The sequence below is a fragment of the Bradyrhizobium sp. SZCCHNRI20481 genome, assembly GCF_032485055.1.
Lineage (GTDB): Bacteria > Pseudomonadota > Alphaproteobacteria > Rhizobiales > Xanthobacteraceae > Bradyrhizobium.
In genome coordinates, this window is sequence record NZ_JAUEUE010000002.1 from 470,359 (window position 1) to 492,571 (window position 22,213).

Annotated in this window: 19 protein-coding genes and 1 pseudogene; 10 read left to right on the forward strand and 10 right to left on the reverse strand. The window is 65.1% G+C overall.

The genetic code is table 11. The features are described from left to right. Nucleotides 1-16: 16 nt before the first annotated feature. Complete coding sequence (locus tag QX132_RS04620; protein ID WP_316160219.1) at nucleotides 17-1,171, reverse strand: CmpA/NrtA family ABC transporter substrate-binding protein; 1,155 nt, start codon at nucleotides 1,169-1,171, stop codon at nucleotides 17-19. Further along, complete coding sequence (locus QX132_RS04625) at nucleotides 1,168-1,758, reverse strand: ANTAR domain-containing response regulator (RefSeq protein ID WP_012044202.1); 591 nt, start codon at nucleotides 1,756-1,758, stop codon at nucleotides 1,168-1,170. The genes QX132_RS04620 and QX132_RS04625 overlap by 4 nt, the downstream gene beginning before the upstream one ends. Before the next feature lie 113 nt (nucleotides 1,759-1,871). Here QX132_RS04625 and rimO point away from each other — a divergent pair, with 113 nt between their 5' ends. Continuing rightward, complete coding sequence (rimO, locus tag QX132_RS04630) at nucleotides 1,872-3,197, forward strand: 30S ribosomal protein S12 methylthiotransferase RimO (RefSeq protein ID WP_316160220.1); 1,326 nt, start codon at nucleotides 1,872-1,874, stop codon at nucleotides 3,195-3,197. 91 nt (nucleotides 3,198-3,288) lie between these two features. Here the strand turns inward: rimO and QX132_RS04635 are convergent, their stop codons facing one another. Beyond that, a complete protein-coding gene (locus tag QX132_RS04635) occupies nucleotides 3,289-4,410 on the reverse strand; it encodes a DUF2336 domain-containing protein (RefSeq protein WP_316160221.1) in 1,122 nt (373 codons plus the stop codon). 418 nt (nucleotides 4,411-4,828) lie between these two features. Here QX132_RS04635 and QX132_RS04640 point away from each other — a divergent pair, with 418 nt between their 5' ends. The 3 genes from QX132_RS04640 to QX132_RS04650 all read left to right on the forward strand — a co-directional run bounded on the left by QX132_RS04640 (nucleotide 4,829) and on the right by QX132_RS04650 (nucleotide 7,572). Then, complete coding sequence (locus QX132_RS04640) at nucleotides 4,829-6,025, forward strand: acetylornithine transaminase (RefSeq protein ID WP_316160222.1); 1,197 nt, start codon at nucleotides 4,829-4,831, stop codon at nucleotides 6,023-6,025. 389 nt (nucleotides 6,026-6,414) lie between these two features. Next, nucleotides 6,415-6,696: a hypothetical protein gene (locus tag QX132_RS04645; protein WP_315737919.1), complete on the forward strand. Its 282-nt coding sequence runs from the start codon at nucleotides 6,415-6,417 to the stop codon at nucleotides 6,694-6,696. 120 nt (nucleotides 6,697-6,816) lie between these two features. Continuing rightward, entirely contained in the window at nucleotides 6,817-7,572 is a 756-nt protein-coding gene (locus tag QX132_RS04650) for a hypothetical protein (RefSeq protein WP_316160223.1), read from the forward strand. 24 nt (nucleotides 7,573-7,596) lie between these two features. Here the strand turns inward: QX132_RS04650 and QX132_RS04655 are convergent, their stop codons facing one another. The 3 genes from QX132_RS04655 to pcsA all read right to left on the reverse strand — a co-directional run bounded on the left by QX132_RS04655 (nucleotide 7,597) and on the right by pcsA (nucleotide 10,212). Next, a complete protein-coding gene (locus QX132_RS04655) occupies nucleotides 7,597-8,571 on the reverse strand; it encodes a quinone oxidoreductase (RefSeq protein ID WP_315772107.1) in 975 nt (324 codons plus the stop codon). 184 nt (nucleotides 8,572-8,755) lie between these two features. Next, the gene (locus QX132_RS04660; RefSeq protein WP_315772109.1) at nucleotides 8,756-9,481 is read right to left on the reverse strand and encodes a TerC family protein; all 726 of its coding nucleotides are present in this window, start codon (nucleotides 9,479-9,481) and stop codon (nucleotides 8,756-8,758) included. Beyond that, entirely contained in the window at nucleotides 9,478-10,212 is a 735-nt protein-coding gene (gene pcsA / locus QX132_RS04665) for a phosphatidylcholine synthase (protein ID WP_316160224.1), read from the reverse strand. The genes QX132_RS04660 and pcsA overlap by 4 nt, the downstream gene beginning before the upstream one ends. Before the next feature lie 118 nt (nucleotides 10,213-10,330). Here pcsA and QX132_RS04670 point away from each other — a divergent pair, with 118 nt between their 5' ends. Then, the gene (locus tag QX132_RS04670; protein ID WP_315772113.1) at nucleotides 10,331-11,530 is read left to right on the forward strand and encodes a UbiH/UbiF family hydroxylase; all 1,200 of its coding nucleotides are present in this window, start codon (nucleotides 10,331-10,333) and stop codon (nucleotides 11,528-11,530) included. Between the two features lie 6 nt (nucleotides 11,531-11,536). Here QX132_RS04670 and QX132_RS04675 read toward each other — a convergent pair whose 3' ends face one another. Further along, the gene (locus QX132_RS04675) at nucleotides 11,537-12,490 is read right to left on the reverse strand and encodes an AEC family transporter (protein WP_315737913.1); all 954 of its coding nucleotides are present in this window, start codon (nucleotides 12,488-12,490) and stop codon (nucleotides 11,537-11,539) included. A gap of 142 nt (nucleotides 12,491-12,632) precedes the next feature. Between QX132_RS04675 and hspQ the strand changes: the two genes are divergently transcribed. Next, a complete protein-coding gene (gene hspQ / locus QX132_RS04680; protein WP_315711998.1) occupies nucleotides 12,633-12,965 on the forward strand; it encodes a heat shock protein HspQ in 333 nt (110 codons plus the stop codon). A gap of 149 nt (nucleotides 12,966-13,114) precedes the next feature. Here the strand turns inward: hspQ and QX132_RS04685 are convergent, their stop codons facing one another. Then, complete coding sequence (locus QX132_RS04685; RefSeq protein WP_315757443.1) at nucleotides 13,115-13,891, reverse strand: invasion associated locus B family protein; 777 nt, start codon at nucleotides 13,889-13,891, stop codon at nucleotides 13,115-13,117. A 261-nt stretch (nucleotides 13,892-14,152) separates the two neighbouring features. On the opposite strand from QX132_RS04685, the gene QX132_RS04690 reads away from it, so the two are divergent. The 3 genes from QX132_RS04690 (at nucleotide 14,153) to QX132_RS04700 (ending at nucleotide 18,927) form a co-directional block, all read left to right on the forward strand. Beyond that, on the forward strand, nucleotides 14,153-15,979 hold the full coding sequence (locus tag QX132_RS04690) for an extracellular solute-binding protein (RefSeq protein ID WP_316160225.1): 1,827 nt from the start codon (nucleotides 14,153-14,155) through the stop codon (nucleotides 15,977-15,979). A gap of 51 nt (nucleotides 15,980-16,030) precedes the next feature. Continuing rightward, on the forward strand, nucleotides 16,031-17,539 hold the full coding sequence (locus QX132_RS04695) for a class I adenylate-forming enzyme family protein (protein WP_316160226.1): 1,509 nt from the start codon (nucleotides 16,031-16,033) through the stop codon (nucleotides 17,537-17,539). Nucleotides 17,540-17,694: 155 nt separating this feature from the next. Next, entirely contained in the window at nucleotides 17,695-18,927 is a 1,233-nt protein-coding gene (locus QX132_RS04700) for a GGDEF domain-containing protein (protein ID WP_315797391.1), read from the forward strand. Between the two features lie 53 nt (nucleotides 18,928-18,980). On the opposite strand, the pseudogene QX132_RS04705 reads toward QX132_RS04700, so the two are convergent. Both QX132_RS04705 and opgC read right to left on the reverse strand, forming a co-directional pair. Next, nucleotides 18,981-19,112, reverse strand: a pseudogene (locus QX132_RS04705) (IS3 family transposase); the annotation flags it as partial. 415 nt (nucleotides 19,113-19,527) lie between these two features. Then, entirely contained in the window at nucleotides 19,528-20,895 is a 1,368-nt protein-coding gene (gene opgC / locus QX132_RS04710) for an OpgC domain-containing protein (RefSeq protein ID WP_316160228.1), read from the reverse strand. 565 nt (nucleotides 20,896-21,460) lie between these two features. Between opgC and QX132_RS04715 the strand changes: the two genes are divergently transcribed. Next, nucleotides 21,461-22,123: a response regulator transcription factor gene (locus QX132_RS04715; RefSeq protein ID WP_316160229.1), complete on the forward strand. Its 663-nt coding sequence runs from the start codon at nucleotides 21,461-21,463 to the stop codon at nucleotides 22,121-22,123. The last annotated feature ends 90 nt before the right edge of the window (nucleotides 22,124-22,213 follow it).

Sequence of the window (22,213 nt, forward strand, 5' to 3'; positions counted from 1 at the left end):
TGATCGGAGCGGTGGATCAGGCCGTCCAGCGGCCGATCTTGAATGCCTTGAGATGGCCGATCACGTCGTCCACCGCAAAAGGCGGACCAGCGAACGCGCCGATGGCGGCATCCGTGCCGACCGCGGCCGTGCCCATCGCCGCGTCGTAGATATCCGGCCGGAACACGCCCATGGCGGTGCCCAGGGCTTCATTGCTGAGGGGAGTCTGGCCCCACCGCACCATCTGGGCATACAGCCATGCCGCCTGGATCTTCTCGGGCCGTCCCGCTTCTTCCCGGCCCACCAGCAGATAGCGCGAGCTTTCGCGGAAGGTGCCATCCGGCGAGATCTTGAGGCGGCCGTCCAGCGTACGCTGGAGCACCTCCGCATCGACGCCGATCCGCTCCGGCTGGGCCAGTATACGCGCGGCCTCCCCATGGTTCTGCTCGATGAAATCGGCGGCCTTGGCGCAGGCGCGGACCAGGCCGGCGAGGGCGCCGGGATTATTGTCAGCCCAGCTCTGCCTGACCGCCAGCACCTTTTCGGCCGCGCGCACCAGCACGTCAGACACGAAGTGGAGAATATGGCCGATGCCGAGATCGACCGCGATCGAGTTCCACGGTGCTCCGACGCAGAACGCATCGACGTGACCGTTGGCGATGCTCTCCACCATGTAGGGCGGCGGCAGCACCACGAGGCGGACGTCCTCATCGGGGTCAACGCCGCCTGCGGCCATCCAGAACCGCAACTGATAGTTGTGGGTCGAGAACGGAAACGTCATGCCGAAAGTCAGCGGCTCGGCGCCGGCCTTGCGCCGTTCAGCGACGACGCGCGCCAGGGCCAGCGCCGTCGCCATCGGGTCGAAACGATCACCCTCGAGGTGGGCCATGATTGCCGCATGCAGCGTCGGCGTCACGGTGATCGCGTTGCCGTTCACGCCGAGATTGAACGGCGCGACGATCGGAACCTTGACGTGGCCGATACCAAGACTGGACGCAATGGCCACCGGTGCCAGCAGATGCGCGGCATCGAACAGGCCAATGTTGAGCTTGTCGCGGACGTTCGACCAGGAGACCTCGCGGACGAGGGTGACGTCGAGCCCCTCCGCGGCCGTGAAGCCCTTATCGACGGCGACGATCAGCGCCGCGGCATCGACCAGCGGAATGAAGCCAATGCGAAGCGGGCCGGTCATTTCAACATCTCCGAGGCGGTCAGGATCGACTGTGCGATCTCGCCGATCTTCTTCTTTTCGCGCATGGCTGTGGAGCGCAACAGCACGTAGGCCTCCTCTTCGGTGAAGCCCTTCATCTTCATCAGAATGCCCTTGGCGCGGTCGATCACCTTGCGGTCCTCGAGCGCGGACTTCGCGCGCTCCAGCTCGTCCTGAAGCTTGGAGAACGCATTGAAGCGGGAGATGCAGAGGTCGAGGATCGGCTTGATCCGCTCCTTCTTCAGGCCATCGACGATGTAGGCGGAGACGCCCGCCTCCACCGAGGCCTGGATCGAGGCGGCGTCGCTCTGGTCCACGAACATCGCGATCGGCCGGCGGACGGCGCGGCTGACCTGGAACATCTGCTCCAGCACGTCGCGGCTCGGGTTCTCCAGGTCGATGACGATGACGTCCGGATCCAGGGCATAGATGCGCGCCAGAAGACCCTGCATCTCGCTGACATGCACGACGCCGGTAAAGCCCGCTTCCCGCAAGCCCTCCTCCAGGATGGCCGCGCGGATCGGGCTTTCGTCGACGATCACGATTTTAGGCGATTGCTCGGCGCTCATCGATCACCAGGTTGTCCGGGCCCTCACCCATAGCATGGACGTGGCCGCCTCAAAGCCTTGTCTTTCTGGACAATTCGGACTAGCTGACGCCTATCTCATCAGGCAGTTCCAAGATGCAGCAGGGTTCGGCGCCCAAGATCAGCTTTGTTTCGCTCGGATGTCCCAAGGCCTTGGTCGATTCCGAGCGCATCATCACGCGTCTCCGCGCCGAGGGCTATGAGCTTGCCCGGAAGCATGACGGCGCCGACGTCGTCATCGTCAACACCTGCGGGTTCCTGGACAGTGCCAAGCAGGAATCGCTGTCGGCGATCGGCTCCGCCATGGCCGAGAACGGCAAGGTCATCGTGACCGGCTGCATGGGCGCCGAGCCGGAGCAGATCGAGCAGGCCTATCCCGGCGTGCTGTCGATCACCGGCCCGCAGCAGTACGAGAGTGTGCTGGACGCGGTCCACCGCGCATCGCCGCCTGCGCACAACCCTCATCTCGACCTGGTTCCTCCGCAGGGCATCAAGCTTACGCCCCGGCACTACGCCTATCTGAAGATCTCCGAAGGTTGCAACAACCGCTGCACCTTCTGCATCATCCCGAAGCTGCGTGGCGATCTGGTGTCGCGCCCCGCGGCCGACGTGCTGCGCGAGGCCGAGCGGCTGGTCGCAGCCGGGGTCAAGGAGCTCCTGGTCATTTCGCAGGACACCTCGGCCTATGGGCTGGACCTGAAATATGCCGAAAGCGCCTGGAAGGACCGCAGCGTCCGGGCGCGCTTCCTCGATCTGGCGCGCGAGCTCGGTGAGCTCGGAGCCTGGGTCCGGCTGCATTACGTCTACCCCTACCCGCATGTCGACGAGGTGATTGGCCTCATGACAGACGGTAAGATATTGCCTTATCTCGACATCCCATTCCAGCATGCCAGCCCGAACGTTCTGAAGGCGATGCGCCGCCCGGCGGCGCAGGACAAGACGCTGGACCGGATCAAGGCCTGGCGGGCAGCCTGCCCCGACCTTGCGCTGCGCTCGACCTTCATCGTCGGATTCCCCGGCGAGACGGACGCGGATTTCGCCTATCTGCTGGACTGGCTGGATGAGGCCGAGATCGATCGGCTCGGATGCTTCAAATACGAGCCGGTGGCCGGCGCGACATCCGACGCCCTGCCCGACCAAGTCCCGGACGCGGTCAAGCAGGAGCGCTGGGACGCCCTGATGGCCCGCCAGCAGAAGATCTCGGCACGCCGGCTCAAGCGCAAGGTTGGAACGCGTCAGCAGGTGATCATCGACGAGGTCGGGCCGAGCGTCGCCAAGGGCCGCACCAAGGCTGATGCCCCTGACATCGATGGCGCCGTCTATCTGTCCAGCCGCCGGCCGCTGCGTGTCGGCGAGATCGTCACGGTCAAGATCGAGCGTGCCGACGAATACGACCTGCACGGCACGGTCGCGGGATTCTAGCGCGGCTCTGTCGCGTCTCGGGCCAGCCGCCGGGAACTCGGGGGAATTGCAGACGGGCGTGTCAACGCGTCCTGGACCTGCGGACCGCCCCTCAGTGCGAGGAGCCCGTGGTGCGAACCGACCAGAGCTTCAGCAGGCGAAGCGCCTCGTCCTGCTTCAGTTCGAGATATTTGTTCTTGAGCTTGGTCAGCTCGTCGGGGGGCGTTGCACCTGAAACGAACCGGCTATCGAGGATCGCGGCAACCGTGATCCAGCTCAGCCCGGCGGCCTTGCACGGCACGAGAATGCCGTCGCTGCGCAGGCTCTGCATCAGCGGCCGCACCAGCTCGATGCTGCATTTCGCGAGCTCCGCGATGGCCGCGATCGTCTCGCCGTAGCGCCGCTGACGGGCAAATTCCAGCAGCGCGGCCTCGGTCAGCTTTCCGCCCTGCTTCAGCTGGCCAACCGCCACCTTGGAGCTGCCACCATCGCGGTTTCGCGACATGTCGCGCTCGGCGTCGAGCGTGGCCGCTGAAATGGCGCTGCGGATTTCCTCGTAGAGATGCGGCGGCGCCGACGCGAGCAGCCGCGCCCTCACCGCCTCCGTCGCGCGCTGCAACAGGGTCCTGCGCAAGGCTGCCGGCAGATCGGCGCGGATGCCGGCCGCGACCGTGAGCTCTGCATCTCCAGCCGCCTGCGCCACGATGGCGGCGAATCCGGCGGGAGACACCCGCGCCCCGGGATTCCTCATCAGTTGGCGGCTCACGCTCGGATAGCGTCGCGCGAGCAGCGCATCGGTGACGATCTCCTGCAGCCACCAGCGCCCGGCGATCGCAATCAGGTGCTTCTCGCCGCGCGTCTGCGCGATCTCGACGAGATCCTCGCTGCTCAGCCGCGGCGATTCCGAAAGCACCGGCCCCGCGACGGCGATGTCGTCATGATAGGCCAGCCGCCGGATCACGCCGGCCGGCGCCTGCGGGATCGGGGCAAGCTGGGCGCTGAGTTCGGCGAGTGCGATCCGGGCACCGACGTCGGCCAGCGCGCGCAGCTCGATGGTGTTGACGAGACGCTCGAAGACGTCGGCAAACAGCGCGTGCTGCTCGATATCCAGGCTGCCGGCCGAGGCGGCGAACAGGGCGGCGACCCGCTCGGCCACGCCGGAGCAGCGGTCGGCTGAACCGGTGGCTATGGCCGCCTGCACTTCTTCGGCGATCGTGAGATGGGGGTTCGACATCGCTCGTCCTGAGCGCTCGCATTTTCAAGCTGGCCGGCAAAGTAAACGCAGCCGCTAAATGTTTGGTAAAGTTGTCACTAAAGCGCGAGACCCGAGATTGGATCGTGCGGCCTTCGCACCGGCCGGCGCTTCCCTCGCCGCTTCCCGGAGCAGCGGCCCGTATTGCAGCCTGCAGGCCGGCATCTTGACACCGGTTGCGATTTGCCTGTATGGCCGCCGCATGATCTTCAACCGGACCAACCGCCGCGCCGCCGTTTGCCGTCGTCACCGCCGTGACGATGCCGGGGCGCGCCATGTCCGAAGACGTTGCTGATCAGCTAGCTCATCAGCTCCAGGTTTTCGAGAAGGCCGCTCCCGCAAAGGAGCGGCCTTCTCGCTTTTTGGCCCACCGTTTCCCCCTGAGCACAGGAGATTGCACATGCTGACCGCCTCCCATCCCTACGACGCTCTGATGGAGATCACGGCGCGTCCGCGCACCGTCTTCGTTCAGGGCAAGGGCTCCTGGCTATGGGACGACGATGGCAAGCGCTATCTGGACTTCATCCAGGGCTGGGCCGTGAACGCGCTCGGCCATGCGCCGCCGGAGCTTGCCAGCGCGCTCACCAACCAGGCGGCGCGCCTGATCACGCCGAGCCCAGCCTATTTCAACGATACCAGCCTGCAACTCGCCAAAGCACTGGTCGACCGCTCGTGCTTCGACCAGGTATTCTTCACAAATTCGGGCGCCGAAGCCAATGAAGGCGCCATCAAGCTCGCGCGCAAATACGGCGCTCTGCGCAAGAACGGCGCGTATGAGATCATCACCTTCGAGGGCGGCTTCCACGGCCGCACCCTGGCGACGATGTCGGCTTCTGGCAAGAAGGCGTTCGAGCCGCTGTTCGAGCCGAAGGTGCCTGGCTTTCCCAAGGCGCGCCTGAACGACATCGGCTCGGTCGAGGCGCTGATCTCCGACCAGACGGTCGCGATCATGCTGGAGCCGATCCAGGGTGAGGCCGGCGTGTGGCCCGCGACGGACAAGTTCCTGCAGCATTTGCGGGCGCTGACCGCCGAGCACGGGCTGCTGCTGATCGTCGACGAGATCCAGACCGGAATGGGCCGCACCGGAAAACTGTTCGGCTATGAGCACGCCGACGTCCTCCCGGACATCATGACCTTGGGCAAGGGCATCGGCGGTGGTGTCCCGCTCGCCGCCCTGCTGGCGACCGACGCGGCGTCTTGTTTCGAGCATGGCGATCAGGGCGGCACCTTCAACGGCAATCCGCTCATGTGCGCGGCGGGACTCGCCGTGCTCGACGTCATCGAGAAGCCGGAGTTTCTGAAGGCTGTCGCGGACAACGGGATATATCTGGAGAGCGAGTTGCAGCGCATCTCGGCAAGGCACGGCCTGGGCGAAGTGCGCGGCCGTGGTCTATTGCTCGCGCTCGACGTGATCAGGCCGATCGCGCCGGCGATCGTCGCGCATGCCTTCGAGCTCGGCCTGCTGCTGAACGCGCCGCGTCCGGATGCGTTGCGCTTCATGCCGGCGCTCAACGTGACCCGGGACGAAATCGCGGCGATGATCGACACGCTGGATGGCATCCTGACCAAGGTCGGCGCTGCCCGGTGCGTGGCGTAGCGGCTCAGGTCGCTAGGACCGGCGCGGCATTCATCAGTCGAGCCGACCTTGCGGGATGCGCGTCCGGAGGGGCGCGCGATCGCCGAGAACATGATTGTCGGAGGAGCGGAAGCATGCCGGCGCGAAGACGAGGAGCCACAGCGTCAGGTCTATCGTGTCGCGCCGGAGGCTCCAGAACCGGACGTCGATTGACCTAGATCAAAGACAGCGCGCCGCCTGACCAACGATCTTTGCGAAGCCAAACACCTGCGGTCCGATGACATACGCTATATCCTTGTGGATATAGCGTTGTACGGGATGTGATCAGCTCGGAGGGACGAGGCTTGCCGGACCAAGCTGATGATCATTCCGCCGACAACGACGTCGGTACGACACAAGGAGATACGAGAATGGCGAGAGACAATCTGGCTCGAGCACTACCCGTCACGGACGCCGCGAGCCACATCGCCCCCGCTGCCGCCACCGAAGAGGTTTTGATTCACGTCCGCTTCTTTCCGAACTCGGACATCAACTCGATCGGCGAGAAGCCGGCCGGGCTCACCGCGAACGAATGGTACGAGCGCCTGCTCGAGATGGCACGTCCGCACTATCGGACGTTCGCCGGCGGCCGCGGCTTCTTCCGCATCCCCCGCCCCTGCTTCGACGCGATCCTGAAAGGCGTTGCTGCCTGACGTCGGCTCTCTCCGGATGAGGCAGCGGGCGTCCTCTCTGCCTCATCCTTGTCGACCGCGGTGCGCCGGGTGCGCCGCGGTCGCTGACGTTTTGGTTCGTGCGGGCGTCGGAGGAAAACATTGAGCGAAGCAGCTTTCAGCGAACTGCGACGTGTCTTCAACGCGCTGCTGGCGTCCGGGCGGGCCTCGCAGAAACTGGCGGACATGCTCGCCGACCGCGCCTTCGTTCTGTTCGAAGCCAACATCGACGCCCAGACGGCGCATCTGCCCGCCCTCGCCTGCGCCAAAGGCTGCCCCTCCTGTTGCGCGCTGCGCGTGACGGCGACGGCACCGGAGATCTTCCTGCTCGCGCGCTACGCCCGGCAGATCGATCAGCGCATGCCGGCAACCGCGCTCGGCTCGCTGTCACGCCGGATCAAGCTCGCCAACCGCGCGACGCGCGGCTTGGGCGAGACCGAGCGAATGAAGCTGCGCCAGCCTTGCCCATTCGTCGTGCGCGGCGGCTGCATCATCCATCCCGCGCGTCCGCTCGCCTGCCGCGGCCATGCCTCGTTCGACCGGCGCGCCTGCGCGCAGGCCATGGCCGGCCGCGAGGTGGACGTGCCGGTCTCGGCGCCACACGTCGCGCTGCGCGCCCTGGTGCAGGATTCGCTCAGGGAGGCGCTCGACAGCGCAGGACTCGCCGCTGGCCTCTATGAGCTCAATCAGGGTCTCGTTCTGGCGCTCCACGACCCCGAGCGCGAGCGCGCCTGGCGCGACGGACAAGACAGCCTCGCGCCGGCGCGGATCGAGGCGTCGACGACGGCAGCGCAGACGGACGCGGTGCTCTGGAGCCGGGCTTCGGCTGGTGGCGCTTCGATCCGGGACGAATTCTAGCGGCAGATCCCGATCGCCAAGCGCCTATGGCTTGAGGATCGAGGCCCCGGTCGTGGCGCGGCTTTCGAGATCGGCGTGCGCCCGGCCCGCATCCTTCAGCGCATAGGCGTGATTGATCTGCACGTGCAGCTTGCCGCTGATCACCGCTGAGAACAGCGTGTCGGCGCCCTCCAGCAACTCGGACCGTTTGCCGATGTAGTCGTTGAGCTTCGGCCGGGTCGCGAACAAAGAGCCATGGCTGTTGAGCTCGGCGATCGAGAATGGCGGCACCGGACCCGAGGCATTGCCGAAGCTGACGAACAGACCGCGCGGCTTCAAGCAGGACAACGAGCCGGGGAAGGTCGACTTGCCGACCCCGTCATAGACCACGTCGCACAATTCACCGCGGCTGATCTGCTTGACCCGTGCGACGAAGTCCTCCTCGTTGTAGAGGATGACGTGGTCGCAGCCATTGGCCAGGGCGAGATCGGCCTTCGCCTTGGAGCCGACGGTGCCGATGACGTGCGCACCAAGCGCGCGCGCCCACTGGCAGGCCAGCAGGCCGATGCCGCCGGCGGCAGCGTGGATCAGCACGCGATGGTGCGGCTCGACCTTGAACGTCTTGTGCAGCAGATACCAGACCGTCAGCCCCTTGAGCATCAGCACCGCGCCCTGCTCATAGGTGATGTGGTCGGGCAGCTTGACCAGGCGCTGCCAAGCGATATTGCGCTCGGTCGCGTAGCCGCCCAGATTTTCGTAGTAGGCGACGCGGTCACCGGGATGAAAATTCGTGACGCCCGGCCCTACGGCGATCACCTCGCCTGCCGCCTCGTTGCCGGTGATGAACGGCAGGCCGGGCGCCTTGTACAGTCCGGTGCGGTAGTACACGTCGATGAAGTTCAGGCCGATCGCGTGCTGGCGGATGCGGACCTCGCCGGGGCCAGGCGCGGCGACGTCGACCGGCTCATAGACGAGCACCTCGGGGCCTCCCACCTTGTGCACGCGCACCGCCTTGGTCATCCCGCCATCTCCCTTCGGACTCTCCATCGCCGCGTCCGAGAATCCGGCGAAAGAACTTCCGACACTTACCTGATTCTCATCGGACATCCGGCTCCGTTGAAGGAGCCGGACTCCGGCCGCGCATCGGGCGCTGCCGGAGGCAAAAGCGAAGGCGATCACGACGGCCTTGTCAACTCGGCAGCTGTCAGGCGTTGCGCTTCCTGCGGTTGCGCGAGGCCATCACGTTGAAGGCTTCGACCGCCAGCGCAAAGACAATCGCGAAGTAGATGTAGCCGCGCGGGATGTGGAACTTGAAGCCGTCGGCGACCAGCGCGACGCCGATCAGGACCAGGAAGGCGAGCGCCAGCATCTTGGTGGTCGGATGGTTCGCCACGAAGCGAGCGACCGGTCCGGAGGACACGTACATGATGACCATGGCGATGATGACGGCGGCGATCATGATCTCGAGATCCTGGGCCATGCCGATCGCCGTGATGATCGAGTCCAGCGAGAACACGAGATCGATGACGATGATCTGCACGATCACCCAGAAGAACTTGTTGGTGCCGCCGCCCTGCGACCCGCCGTCCTCACGCGCCTCGACCTCGGCATGGATCTCATGCGTGGCCTTGGCGATCAGGAACAAGCCGCCGGCGATCAGGATGATGTCGCGCCAGGAGAAGCCGACGCCGCCGATCGTGAGCACCGGCTGCGTCAGCCCGATCAGCCAGACCAGCACGCTGAGTAGCACGATGCGGAAGATCAAGGCCAGCGCCAGCCCGACCTGCCGGGCGCGTGTCGCCTGCGGCTGCGGGATGCGCGAGGTGATCACCGACAGGAAGATGACGTTGTCGATGCCGAGAACGATCTCGAGGGCGGTCAGGGTGAGCAGCGCCGCCCACGCTTCGGGACTGGTCAGAAGGTCGATCATGCTTTCAAGGATCTCAACAGGCGGATCGCGGAGTCGCTCGCGACGATGTAGAGGGCGATCGCGCACAACAGCGTCGTCACGATCGGGTCCACGGCGAAGTTATTTCCCAGCACATCGATGACCAGGACACCCCAGAGCGCGACCAGCGGCAGCGTCAGCCAGCGCAGCCGTTCGACGCGCACCGGGTGGATGACATGGAATGGGACGAAGGTCAGCGCGATCAGGACCGCGAGACCCAAGGTCGCCAACGATGGCGAGGGATGCAGCAGGAACAGGTAGAATGCCGCGATGTTCCAGAGTCCCGGAAACCCGCGAAAATGATTGTCGTCGCTCTTCATGCGGCGATCGGCGAAATACAGTGCGCCGGTGACGGCGATTGCGACGCCGATCACCGGCGCGGCGAGCGGCAGCAGCATCCCGCTGGCGGTGATGGCGTAGGCCGGCACGAACACATAGGTCGTGAAATCCACCACGAGATCGAGCACGTCGCCCGACCAGTCCGGCTGCACATGAACGACGTCGAGCCGACGCGCCAGCGGCCCGTCGATGCCGTCGATGACGAGCGCGACGCCGAGCCACCAGAACATCGCTGTCCAATGCTCGCGCACGGCCTCGAGCAGCGCGAGGAGCGCGACGCCCGCACCGAGCGCGGTGAAGACGTGCACCGAGAACGCCGCGGCGCGATGGGCGGGCGTTGCGGCCACCCTGCTCTCTGGTCTCAACTGATCCATGCGGCGCCAGTGCTATCAGGAATCGGAGCCAATTGCATATCCGCCGTTGCGGCGATGCGCCGCGCAGGCTCACGCAATACTCTTGAAAAAGCCCCGCAGGAACGTCAAATGTTCCCGCATGAGCAACACAGACGCCAGCTTTGATGTCATCGTCGTCGGCGGCGGGCCCGCCGGGCTCGCCGCCGCCGTTGCCTTGTCGCAGACCGGGGCGCGGACGGCGCTCGTGGCCCGCAAGGCCCCGTATGCAGACAACCGCACCACCGCCCTGCTCGGCGGCTCGGTCGATTTCCTCGACGAGATCGGCGTCTGGTCATCGTGCCGTGACCGCGCCGCCGGCCTGAAGGCGATGCGGCTGGTCGACGATACCGGCCGGCTGATCCGGGCCCCGGAGGTGCGCTTCGTCGCCGACGAGATCGGTCTCGACGTGTTCGGCTACAACGTCGCCAATGCCGTCCTGGTCGAGGCGCTGGAACAACGCGCCGGCGAGATCGACGGCCTGATGCGGATCGCCGAGGATGCGGAAAGCGTCCGCAGCGATGCCGATGCGGTGACCGTCACCAGCGCATCGGGCCGCGTGCTGACGGCGCGGCTCGTGATCGGCGCCGATGGCCGGCATTCGCTGTGCCGCGAGGCCGCCGGCATCGGCGTGAGCCGGCGCACGCTGCAGCAGTCGGCGCTGACCTTCAACATCACCCATGCACGGCCGCATCACAACGTGTCGACGGAATTCCACACGCCGCAGGGACCTTGCGTGTTCGTGCCGCTGCCGGGCGATCGCTCCAGCGTCGTCTGGGTCGCAGCCCCGAAGGAGGCCGACCGGCTGTTCGCGCTCGACGACGATGCCCTGTCGGCAGCGGCCGAGCGGCAGTCGCATTCGATCTTCGGCCGCGTTCGCGTCGAGCCGGGCCGCCATGTGTTTCCGCTCGCGATCGAGCGGCCCCTGCGCTACGCGCAAAACCGCATCGTCCTGGTCGGCGAGGCCGCGCATGTGGTGCCGCCGATCGGTGCCCAGGGACTGAACCTCGGCCTGCGCGACGGCATCGACATCGCCGATGTCGTGCGCAAGGCCAATGCGGCCGGCGAGGATATCGGTGCGCCGCAGGTGCTCGCGCGCTATGGTGCGGCGCGCCGCGCCGACATCCTGAGCCGCACCTTCGCCATCGATGTCGCCAACCGCTCGCTGCTCAGCGATCTCCTGCCGATGCAGTCGCTGCGCGCCGTCGGCATGCACCTGATCGGCGGCATCGGCCCGCTGCGGCGGCTCGCGATGCGCGAGGGCCTGGCGCCGTCATGGAGAGCCACGCGCAGGGCCGGTTGAGCACCGTCAGGGAAACACCAGCCGACCAGTCTGGATCAGCCACATCACGCTGGTCAGGGTGATCACCGAGGCGAAGGTGCCGATCAGCACCGCCGATGAGGCCGGCTCGATCCAGCTGTCATTCTGGCGCGCGATCACGAACACATTGAGCGCCGGCGGCAGCGCCGCCATCAGCACCGCGGTCGCCGCCCAGGGCTGCGCGAACGGCCCGAACAGCAGCATCAGCCCGAACGACAGCAGCGGGTGGACGACGAGCTTCACCACGGTCAGGACCGGCACCTCCCAGGGCAGCCGCTCGAACGGGCGCAGCGCCACGGTCACGCCGAGCGCGAACAGCGCCGTCGGCGCAGCGGCGTTCTGCAGGAACTGCAGGGTGCGATCGAGCACCGTCGGCGGATGCAGCTGAAACGCGGCCGCCAGGATGCCGGCTGCCGTCGCCATGATCAGCGGGTTCTGCAGAATCTGGCGCAGCACGGTGCGCAGCGCGTGCGCCACCGAGGCGTGGTCGCGCTCGGTCAGTTCGACGAGCAGCGGCACGATCGAGAACAGGAAGATGCTGTCGCAGCAGAAGATCAGCGCGGTCGGCGCCGCCGCCTTGGTCCCGAGCACGGCCAGCGCCAGCCCCGGCCCCATATAGCCGATATTGCCGTAGCCACCCGCGAGCCCGGCCATGGTCGCCTCGCGCAGCGACAGCCGCCCGATGGCCTTGCCGAGCACGAGCGCCAGGGCGAAGGTGAGCATGGTGGCGAGCGTCGTTGCAACCAGGAAGGGAGGGTTGCTCAACTCCGTGAACGGTGTGCGCGCGATGAGGTTGAACATCAAGGCGGGCAGCGAGACGTAGAGCAGGAAGAAGTTCATCCAGGCGAGCCCGGCTTCGGGCAGCCTCCTCCACTTACCGCAGGCGAAGCCTATGAAAACGACGCCGAAATAAGGCAGGGCCAGGTTGAGAATGTCGAACATGGGCTCGGAGGATGACCCCTGGGGGGCCTGGGAAGGGCCTGGAATGCGGGGGCGTCGCGGCTTGACGCGAATCGGATTGGTCTAGATCAAATCCGCCCGCGGGGCACTAGCATCGCTCCCCATCCTGGTCTATTCGACTGGGATGATCAAAGCGCGAACTGCCAAGTTTCAGATCGGCCAGATCGTCCGGCATCGGGTGTTCTCGTTCCGGGGCGTGATTTTTGACATCGATCCGGAGTTCAACAACACCGAGGAATGGTGGTTGTCGATTCCCGAGGAGGTCCGTCCGCACAAGGACCAGCCATTTTATCACCTGCTGGCCGAGAACGCGGAATCCGAATACGTCGCCTATGTCTCCGAGCAGAACCTGGTTCCCGACGAGTCCGGCGAGCCGATCCGCCATTCCCAGGTTGCGGAGATCTTCATCAAGGACAAGTCGGGCGGCTATCGTCCGCGCAATCCGCTGATGAACTGACCTGTCGACCGGAGGGTTTCAACCCAGCGCCGTCGGCGCAGGCTTGATCTTTGGTCCCGGCGCGCAAGTTCCCCTCACATCCGTTCGCAGAACGAAAAAGGCGCTCCGAATGGAGCGCCCTTGATTTTGCGGAATGGACCCGACCGGCGTTACTGCTTCGCCTGCGGCTGGCCTGGCTGGGTCTGCTCGAGCTTCTTGCGCTGCTCCTCGGCGCGCTTCTGCAGCTCTTCCTGCAGCTTCTTCTGGGTCTCCTCGAACTGCTTCGGGTCGGTCGGCGGGCCATCATAGGCCTTGGCGAAGCTGCTGTTGCCTTCCTGCAGCGGCAGCGGCAGCGTCAGCGCGGTGCCGTTCGAGTTGATCGCCTGGACAAACAGGGTCTGGCCCTTCTTCAGGTTGTTCACGAACTCAGGCGTGGCTTCGTAGTCCGACATGCAGCCGTTCTGGAAGCAGATGACGTATTTGCCTTCCATGAACTGGTTGTTGTCGATGACGATGCGGGTTCCGGGCTGGAGCTGCATGCCGAGCGGCAGCGTCACGCGCAGGATCTTCTTCGGCTCGCCTTCAGGCTCGATGATGACGGCTGCAACCACAGGCTGACCGGATTCGATGCGGCCGTCCTTGCCGATGAAGCAGACCTGCTTGGCGTTGGCATCCTGCCCCTTCAGGCAGAACTTGGTCCACGGCGCGTAGATCAGCTGCGGCATCTCCTGCTGAGCCTGGGCCTGAGGCTGGCCGCCGGCGGGAGGAGTTGCAGGGGCCTGAGCGGCCGGAGCGGGAGCCTTGGGAGCGGCAGCCGGAGCCTTCGCCTTCGGCGCTTGAGCCTGCGCAACCGAAGGAGCGAAGGAAACGGCCAGCGCGGTGACCGCGAGCAGCGCGACGAGCCGCCCACGCGGCCCAACCGACGAGGCCAAGTCACGGAAATTCATTGCGGAAAACCCTTTCTGAACGGCAGCGCCCGAGACCGCCAAAGGCGCCACACCAAGCCGTTGAAGCGGCTGTCTCCTCAGGAAATGAGGCGGTTAAGTGACAGGCGTTGCCGCCCTCACTCAATCGCCCGCCTTCTTAACGCGGTGCGCGGAAGAATCAATGCCGCGAGACCATGTCGAAGCCGCGGTCTAGCGCTGGCGAGCCTGTGGTAAAAGCCCCTTGTGACCTGTTCCGAATCAAATGCTTGCGCCCCGATCCTGATGCTGCAGCGCATGTTCAGCGCGGCCGCGAGATGGGCCGCCGTGATTCTGGCATTGTTGCCCGCGGTCTACACTCCCACGGCGAACGCGGCAGAAACTGCGGCGATCGCCATGCATGGTCACCCAGCCTTGCCCGCCGACTTCGACCACATGGCGTACGCGAATCCCGACGCGCCCAAGGGCGGTCGTCTGGTCTGGGGACTGCTCGGCACCTTCGATAGCCTCAACCCGTTCATCGTCCGCGGCATCGCGGTGCAGCAAATCCGCAGCTATGTGGTCGAGAGCCTGCTCACTCGCGGCAATGACGAGCCGTTCACGCTGTATGGCCTGCTGGCGAAAACCGTCGAGACCGACGAGAACAGGACCTATGTCACCTTCCGACTCGACCCGCGTGCCCGCTTCTCCGACGGCAGCCCGGTGCTCGCCGAGGACGTGGCGTTCTCCTTTGCGCTGCTGCGCGATCACGGCCGCCCCAACCACCGGCAGTTCTACGGCAAGGTCGCCAGGACCAACGTGCTCGACCCGCTGACCATCCGGTTCGATTTCGGCGGCGCCGAGGACCGCGAGCTGCCGCTGATCCTCGGCCTGATGCCCATTCTGGCGAAGCACGCGACGGACGTGGCGAGCTTCGAGGACACGACGATGACCGCGCCGCTCGGGTCAGGCCCGTATCGTGTCACCGCGGTGCAGCCGGGATCCAGCGTCACCCTCACCCGCAATCCGGACTATTGGGGACGCGACCTGCCGGTCAACCGCGGATTGTGGAACTTCGACGAGATCAGGCTCGATTACTACCGCGAGTCCAATGGACAGTTCGAAGCCTTCAAACGCGGGCTGTACGACTTCCGCGTCGAGACCGAGCCGCTGCGCTGGCACGACGGGTACGATTTCCCGGCCGCGCGCAATGGCGAGGTCATCCGCGACAGCTTCACCTCGGGGATGCCGCAGCCCTCGCAGTTCCTGGTGTTCAACACGCGGCGGCCGGTGTTCGCCGACGTGAAGGTGCGCCGTGCGCTGACGCTGCTGTTCGATTTCGAATGGATCAACCGCAACTACTTCTTCGGGCTGTACCGCCGCAGCGGCGGCTATTTCGCTGGATCCGAGCTTTCGGCCTATGGACGTCCAGCCGATGCGGCCGAGCTCGAGCTGTTGAAGCCGTACGCCGCGCAGATCCCCGCCGACATCCTGGACGGCAGCTACCGCCTGCCGATCACCGACGGGTCCGGCCGCGACCGCGCAACGCTGAAGGCGGCGCTCGATCTGCTGAACGAGGCTGGCTACGGCTTCGACGGGACCGTCTTGCGGCATCGGACGACGCGGGCCCCCCTCGCCTTCGAGATCCTGGTCACGACGCGCGATCAGGAGCGTATTGCACTGGCTTACGCCGGCAGTCTCAAGCGGGCCGGCATCAATGCTTCGATCAGGGTCGTCGATCCCGTGCAGTTCGACCAGCGCCGCCTGAGCTTCGAGTTCGACATGATCCAGAACCGCTGGGACCAGTCGCTGTCTCCCGGCAACGAGCAGGCGTTCTATTGGGGCAGCGAGGCCGCCGACCGCACCGGAACCCGCAACTACATGGGCGCCAAGGATCCTGCGATCGACGCCATGATCGCGGCGCTGTTGCGCGCCCGCGACAGGCCGGAATTTATCTCGACGGTTCGCGCATTGGACCGTACCCTGATGGCGGGGTTCTACGCTATTCCAGTGCTCAATGCCGCCGAGGAATGGATTGCTCGGTGGAATCGTATAGAACGGCCAAAGAGGACGGCTTTGACGGGAGCGCTCCCGGAGAGCTGGTGGCAGCGGCCGGAGCCGGCACAGAAGTGACCAATCGGGGCAATTGGTCGTGGCCGGGTCCGTGAAAGTACGGGGCAACAGGTGAATCAGGCCAATACGTCGCCGACGCTCGACGCGTTGTTTCAACGCATCCTGGCGCGCAAGCCGGATGCGGTTGCGCTGGTCGATCCGATCAACAAGCAGCGCGTCGCCGGGCGGCCGCCGATGCGCCTGACCTATGCCGAAGCCGATCGCGTGATCTCTGCGCTGGCGGCGCATTTCATCGACGCCGGCCTGCCCGCTCATTCGGTGATCGCGGTCCAACTGCCCAACACCATCGAGTTCGTGCTGACGGTGCTGGCCGCGCATCGCGCCGGCCTCGTGGTCGCCGTGTTCCCGCTGCTGTGGCGTCAGTCGGAGCTCGTGGCGGCGCTGAACCGCACCAGCGCGCGCGCCATCGTCACGATGTCGAAGATCGACGGCGTGATCCACTCCGATCTCGCGATGAACGCGGCGGCGGAGGCGTTCTCGATCCGCCACGTCTGCGGCTTCGGCTCCGACCTGCCGGAGGGGATGTATTCGCTGGACCAGTCGATCGCAAAACCCTCGCGCTCGACGCGCGGGCTGATGCCGGACGGCCGCAAGGCCGCGATCGTCTCGTTCGACGTGACCGCCGACGGCTTCCGCGCCGTCCCGCGCACCCATTTGAGCCTGATCGCCGGCGGGCTCGCCGTCTCGCTCGAGAGCGATCTGCCGCAGGGCGTGAACATGATGTCGGCCTTCCTGCCGTCGTCATTCGCCGGTCTCGCCGCTTCGGTCGTGACATGGCTGTTGTCCGGAGGCACCCTTGCACTACATCACCCGTTCGACGCCGATGCGCTGGAACAGCAGCTCGCGGAGCTGGCCTGCGATACGCTGATCGCCCCGGCCCAACTCGCCTTGCGTCTCGACGAGGGCGACCTCGCCGCGCGGCTGCCGAACCTGCGCTATGTGCTCGGCCTGTGGCGCGCGCCCGAGCAGGTCGCGTCGAGCGCATCGTGGAAGACGCGCGACATCGAGCTCACCGATGTCTATCTGTTCGGCGAAGCCGGCCTGTTCGCGGTGCGCCGCACCGCGGCCGACGGCAGCCCGGGCCCGGTCAAACCGGGACGCCAGGGCGCGCCGCGCGAACAGCCGGGCTCGTCGATCGCCGGCGAGATCCTGGTGACGCCGAAGGGCACGCTCGGACTGCGTGGGCCCATGGTCGTGCTGGCCGCCTACGCGCCACCGCCGCCGCCAAGCGACTCGCTGCTGCCGGCAGCGCCGCGCGACTACGTCGACACCGAATACGCCGTGCGTTTCGACCGCGCCCAGGACACGATCTCGATCACGGCGCCGCCGGCAGGCGTGATGGCCGTGGGCGGCTACCGCTTCCTCGCGCAAGATCTGCACGAATGGTCACGGCGGCTCGGCCAAGGCGCGCTGCTCACCGCTCTGCCCGACCGTCTCAGCGGTCACCGCCTCGCGGGCCGCGCGATGGACAATGCGCGCGCACGGGAAGCGCTCGCCGAACTCGGACTCAATCCGCTGATGGTCGAGGCCTTCCGCGATCGCGCCAGCTCGGGCGGCTGATATTGCCGCGTTGGCTAGATCGTCGATCCGGTGCGCCCGCGAGAAAGGCGCGCACTCTGACAGCGGAACCGGTGCGCTCGGAACAGTGTTGACGCCGCGTTAACGGGAGCGACCTAGGATCGCGACGTATCGTCAGCGTATCCTGAGTTTCCTGGATGTCCCAACAAGGCCCGCTTCTCATCGTCTCTCCTTCCACGCGGCCTTCGCTGACGGCTGCCCTCGCGGCGGCGCAGATTCTCCCCTCCGTCGAAACGCGCTGGACCGATGCGCTGAGCGCGATGTCCAAGGTGCAGCCGGCCGCAGTGGTGGCCGTGATGGAGGGCGCTGATGCGGCCGAGCTTGCGGCGCTCTCGCGTCATATAGGCGCGCGAAAGCCCTACGTGCCGCTGATCGCAATCACGCCGGGTGACGCAACCCTGCCCGATCACGCTCTTCCCCTGCAGGACAGCGACAACCACGAACGGCTGCTGGCGCGACTGCGCGCCGCCCTGCGTGTCCGCACTCTGCACACCACCGTATTGCGCCGTCTCGACGAGAAGAAGACGCCCGACGCCGCGCTGCCGGAAACAGATCCGCTCGATGATGCGACCGTGCTACTGCTCGGCCGCGGCACCTCTCTGCCCGGCCTCTCGGTTGCGCTCGGCGAGCGCATGGCCGTGGTCGGCGCGCTGAGCATCGAAGCCGCCGCGAAGCATCTGTCGAGCCGCGACATCGACGGGATCGTGCTCGGCGAAGGTTTTTCGCCGCGCGTGGTCGATGCGTTCCTCGCCGTCCTTGCCGAGGACACTCGCTTCCGCAACCTCGCCGTGGTCGTCACCGCCAACCAGCCGGCACCGCTGCAGGAACTCGCCAATCTCGAGATCATCGCCGGCGCTCCCGCGCACATCGCGGCCAGCGCGCTGCCCTTGATCCGCCAGCACGCCTTCGAGGCCCGCCTCAACCGCACGCTGCGCGCCATCGAAGCCGGCGGCATGCTCGATCCGCAGACCGGCCTGCTCACCCGCAACGCGTTCGCCCGCGACTTCGCCAGCGCCGTCAGCCAGACCCAGAAGAACGGCGGCAGCCTTGCCGTCGCCCGCTTCGCGTTCGATCCGGTCAATCCGCGCGCGCAGTATGACGGCGCGCGCATCATCAGCCGCCTGATGCGGCGGATGGATTTCGGCACCCACGAGGACAACGGCTCGGTCGTCGTCGTGTTCGCCGAGACCGATCTGCGCTCGGCTCACGCCATCGCGCGCCGCCTCTCCAGCGTGATGCGCCACACCTCCCACGGCAAGCGCGATACGCGCACGGAGCCTTCGGTCACCGTCGCCGCGCTGCAGGCCGGCGATACCGCCCGAAGCCTGCTGGCCCGCGTCTACGGCGAGGCGCAACGCGCGGCTTCATAGAACGATGTTGCCTGCGTCACGGGCGTCATTGCGAGTGACCTGCCACCGAAGTTTCATCCAGTAGCATTTAGAGTCCTGTTGAATTTTACGCCGAGTGGCGCGGGTGCAGCAACGGGCGATTGGCGGAGCTGGTCGGGGTTGCGCAGCCGATCGCCCGTTGCGGTGAGGTTGGCGGCATAGGCCGCAAATTCTTAGGGGCAGGTCACTACATCAAAGCATATAACGTCAGATCTGAGCCCTTCGTCTGGACCAAGAAAAAGGCCCGGCAACGCCGCTTCAAAGACCGCCGTATCACCGAGCTATGATTCCGGGTACCAGGTCCGCTTGCGCACGCCAGTTGAAACGGTCTCGTGTGCACGCACATGGGTGCAGGTCGTGATAACGAGCGCAAGCCGGCTGCACTGCCAGTCAGCGCCGAGCGCGGCGCTAGTGGGTGACGTCAGGTTGACCGACAATAATGCCGCTACGCAGGCAAACATCACACACGCCGCGATCAGCACCGCTCCCTTGTGGGTCCTTGGGTGGAAAATCATGGCCTTGGCTCCTCTGTACGATGGCCGGAAGAATAAAGGGCAGGCTCCACGATCCTTGTGATCTAATTCACGACCTGACCCATAGTTTTCGCTGGTGGCCCGAAGGCGTGCTCATTGCTGGCACTGGACCAGCGCCGCAGCCGGACTCGCGCACCGGAGCAAACAGCATCTTTATTCGGCCACCTCGTCGGCCCGAGGCGGGCGACGTGGGCGGAATGTCAACGCCGAGCGCCTTGGCTGGCTTGAGATTGACGACCAGCTCAGACCTGGTTGTCTGCTCGACGGGCTTCGCGTCCGGCTGCTGCCTCGGCTTGATCTTGATCAAGTTCAGCAGCGTCGCCGCCACGATCATCACCAGGACGCCACCAACACTGAGCGCGATCTGCATCGTCAGCCCCTCCGAGATGCCGAGCAGCGCCAGGCGGCTGGCGAACGTCAGCAGAACGCCGAGGCAGTAGATTGGCAGCGAATTCTGGCCACAGAGAATGGCGCCGCGCATCATCGCCGTCGTCAGCCCCCGCCAATTGCGAGGCACTAACCATACCACCAAAACCGCAAGGGCCAAGAAATGCAGCAGTCGCAATGGATCGAGATTCGATTTGTCCATCGGGTAAAGCAGCGTCAGCAGCGCCTGCGGGACCAGCGCTTCCAGCGGTTTGATGCTCCAGCTCAATGCGATGATGAGGCTGAACACCAGATAGAGAGCGGCAGCCACAAGCGCGGTGCGTGAGGTCACCCATGGCCGGGCTCTCTTGTCTTCGATCATCCACCACACGCCAAGCACGACCAGCAGCTGCCACGCCAGCGGATTGAAGGCCCAGTGGCCGTTCGGCCATGCCGGGATGCTCCAGCCGAAGACGTGCACCAGTGCGTAAAGCAACAGCGACGCGCCGAGCGTTGCGTTCGGCGCTCGCAGCAGCAGCCACAGCAGCGGCGCGAACAAAAGGTGATAAAGCACGAAGAGCGGCAAGACGTCGGTGTTGACGGGGCAGTATTGCAGGATCGCCGCGTGCGCGAGCGTCACGCCCGGCTGTTCCAACAGAATGCGCGTATTGCTCTCGTCGGCAAGATGGCCGCCGCCTGCGAGGTGAACCATGATGGCGCAGGCGAGCGTGAGCAGCAGAAATGCGACATAAATATCCCAGCTTCGCCACAGCGTCCGGCCGATCACGCCGGTCCAGCCCCCGCAGCGCCATGCCTTGCCGTAGGCCAACGTGCAGGTTACGCCCGACACGAACATGAACACTTCCGCGGCATCGCTGAAGCCGTAGTTCCGCAGCGTCAGCCAGCTCCCGATGTTGTTGGGGACATGATCAAGAAAGATGCACCAGAGCGCGATGCCGCGGCAGGCATCAATGCGCAAATCGCGGCCGTAGCCTTTCAGCTCCGGCAACGCGCCTACCGATGGCTTCAGGTCGGCAGTTCGATCATGCATCTGATTGCCCCGTCCGGCGTACGAGCACGCCTCAAGAGGGACCGAATTTGACAAAAAATCACCGCCGCGCTGCCGGATCGTGACAACGCCGCAATCTAGATCTGCTTCACGCCGACCCCGCCACGAAAGCTACTACGATAACGATCATATGGCGGCGCTTGGTAGAACCTGCTGGCGCGTGAGTTTGACGATCATCGTTCAAACGGCACAGCGCGTAAATCAGCCGGAGGTCCACAGAGAGAGGTTCCTAGGTCCTATGATCAAGGTACCGTACAGATCTCGGCATCAATCACCTTTGCCTACAGGCGAGGGAGACTCTGAGTCCCACGACTTTCGTGGTCCGTACTCACGCTCCTACCGTGAGGTGACTACAATTACACCACACAACGGCATTCGGCTCCTACCTTGAGTGCCCGGCGGCGGACCGCTGGTTGGGCCAAGGATGATGGTGGATGGACGGTATCGGGAGCCAGTCTTCCGCCAGCTTCTTCCTCGCCAAAGACCCGAAGGTGGGTGTATGTTTTTTAAGTTGGATCTCCGTGCAATGAGATGACGGAGAGCTTTTATGAAAGTTCTTATTGTCGACGATCATGCATTAATCCGCGAGGCGTTGCACGCTGTCGTGAAACAACTGAAGCGAGACTCCGTCATTTTTGAAGCTTCGAACGGCCGTGAGGCAGTGCACATAGTCGAGGAACATCCTGACATCAGCCTCATTTTGCTTGATATCAATTTGCCTGATCGAGATGGCTTCTCTGTCCTCCGCGAACTGCGTGACCGCTATGCGACCATTGCTATCGTCATGCTCTCGTCCTCGGATGATCAAGATACAGTCAAGCGCGCTTTCAGACTTGGCGCTCTGGGTTTCATCCCGAAAACTACCGAACGTGAGGTCATGCTCAACGCCATCAAGTTAGTGTTCTCTGGCGGCATTTACATTCCCTCGGAGATTCTTGAGGAACCAACGTCTCCGCGGCTTACAAATAAGCTAGCGGCGCGCGACTCTCCCAAGGGTCTCGGGTTGACCGATCGGCAGATTGAAGTGCTTGCGCTCCTGATGAAGGGAAAAAGCAACAAGATCATTGCCAAGACCCTCGATATGGCCGTGCCGACAGTAAAGAACCACATCACGGTCGTTCTCAAGGCACTCAATGTAACGAGTCGCACCGAGGCAGTAATAAAAGTCGGAAAAATGGGCTGGGAATTGTCGCCGAAATCTGATTCATAACGCCGCCCCGGTGTGACCGACCGGGTTGATCCCTGACATTTTGGACCGGGCTGATCCCTGACACTATTCGATCACTGCTGTGTTGTCTCC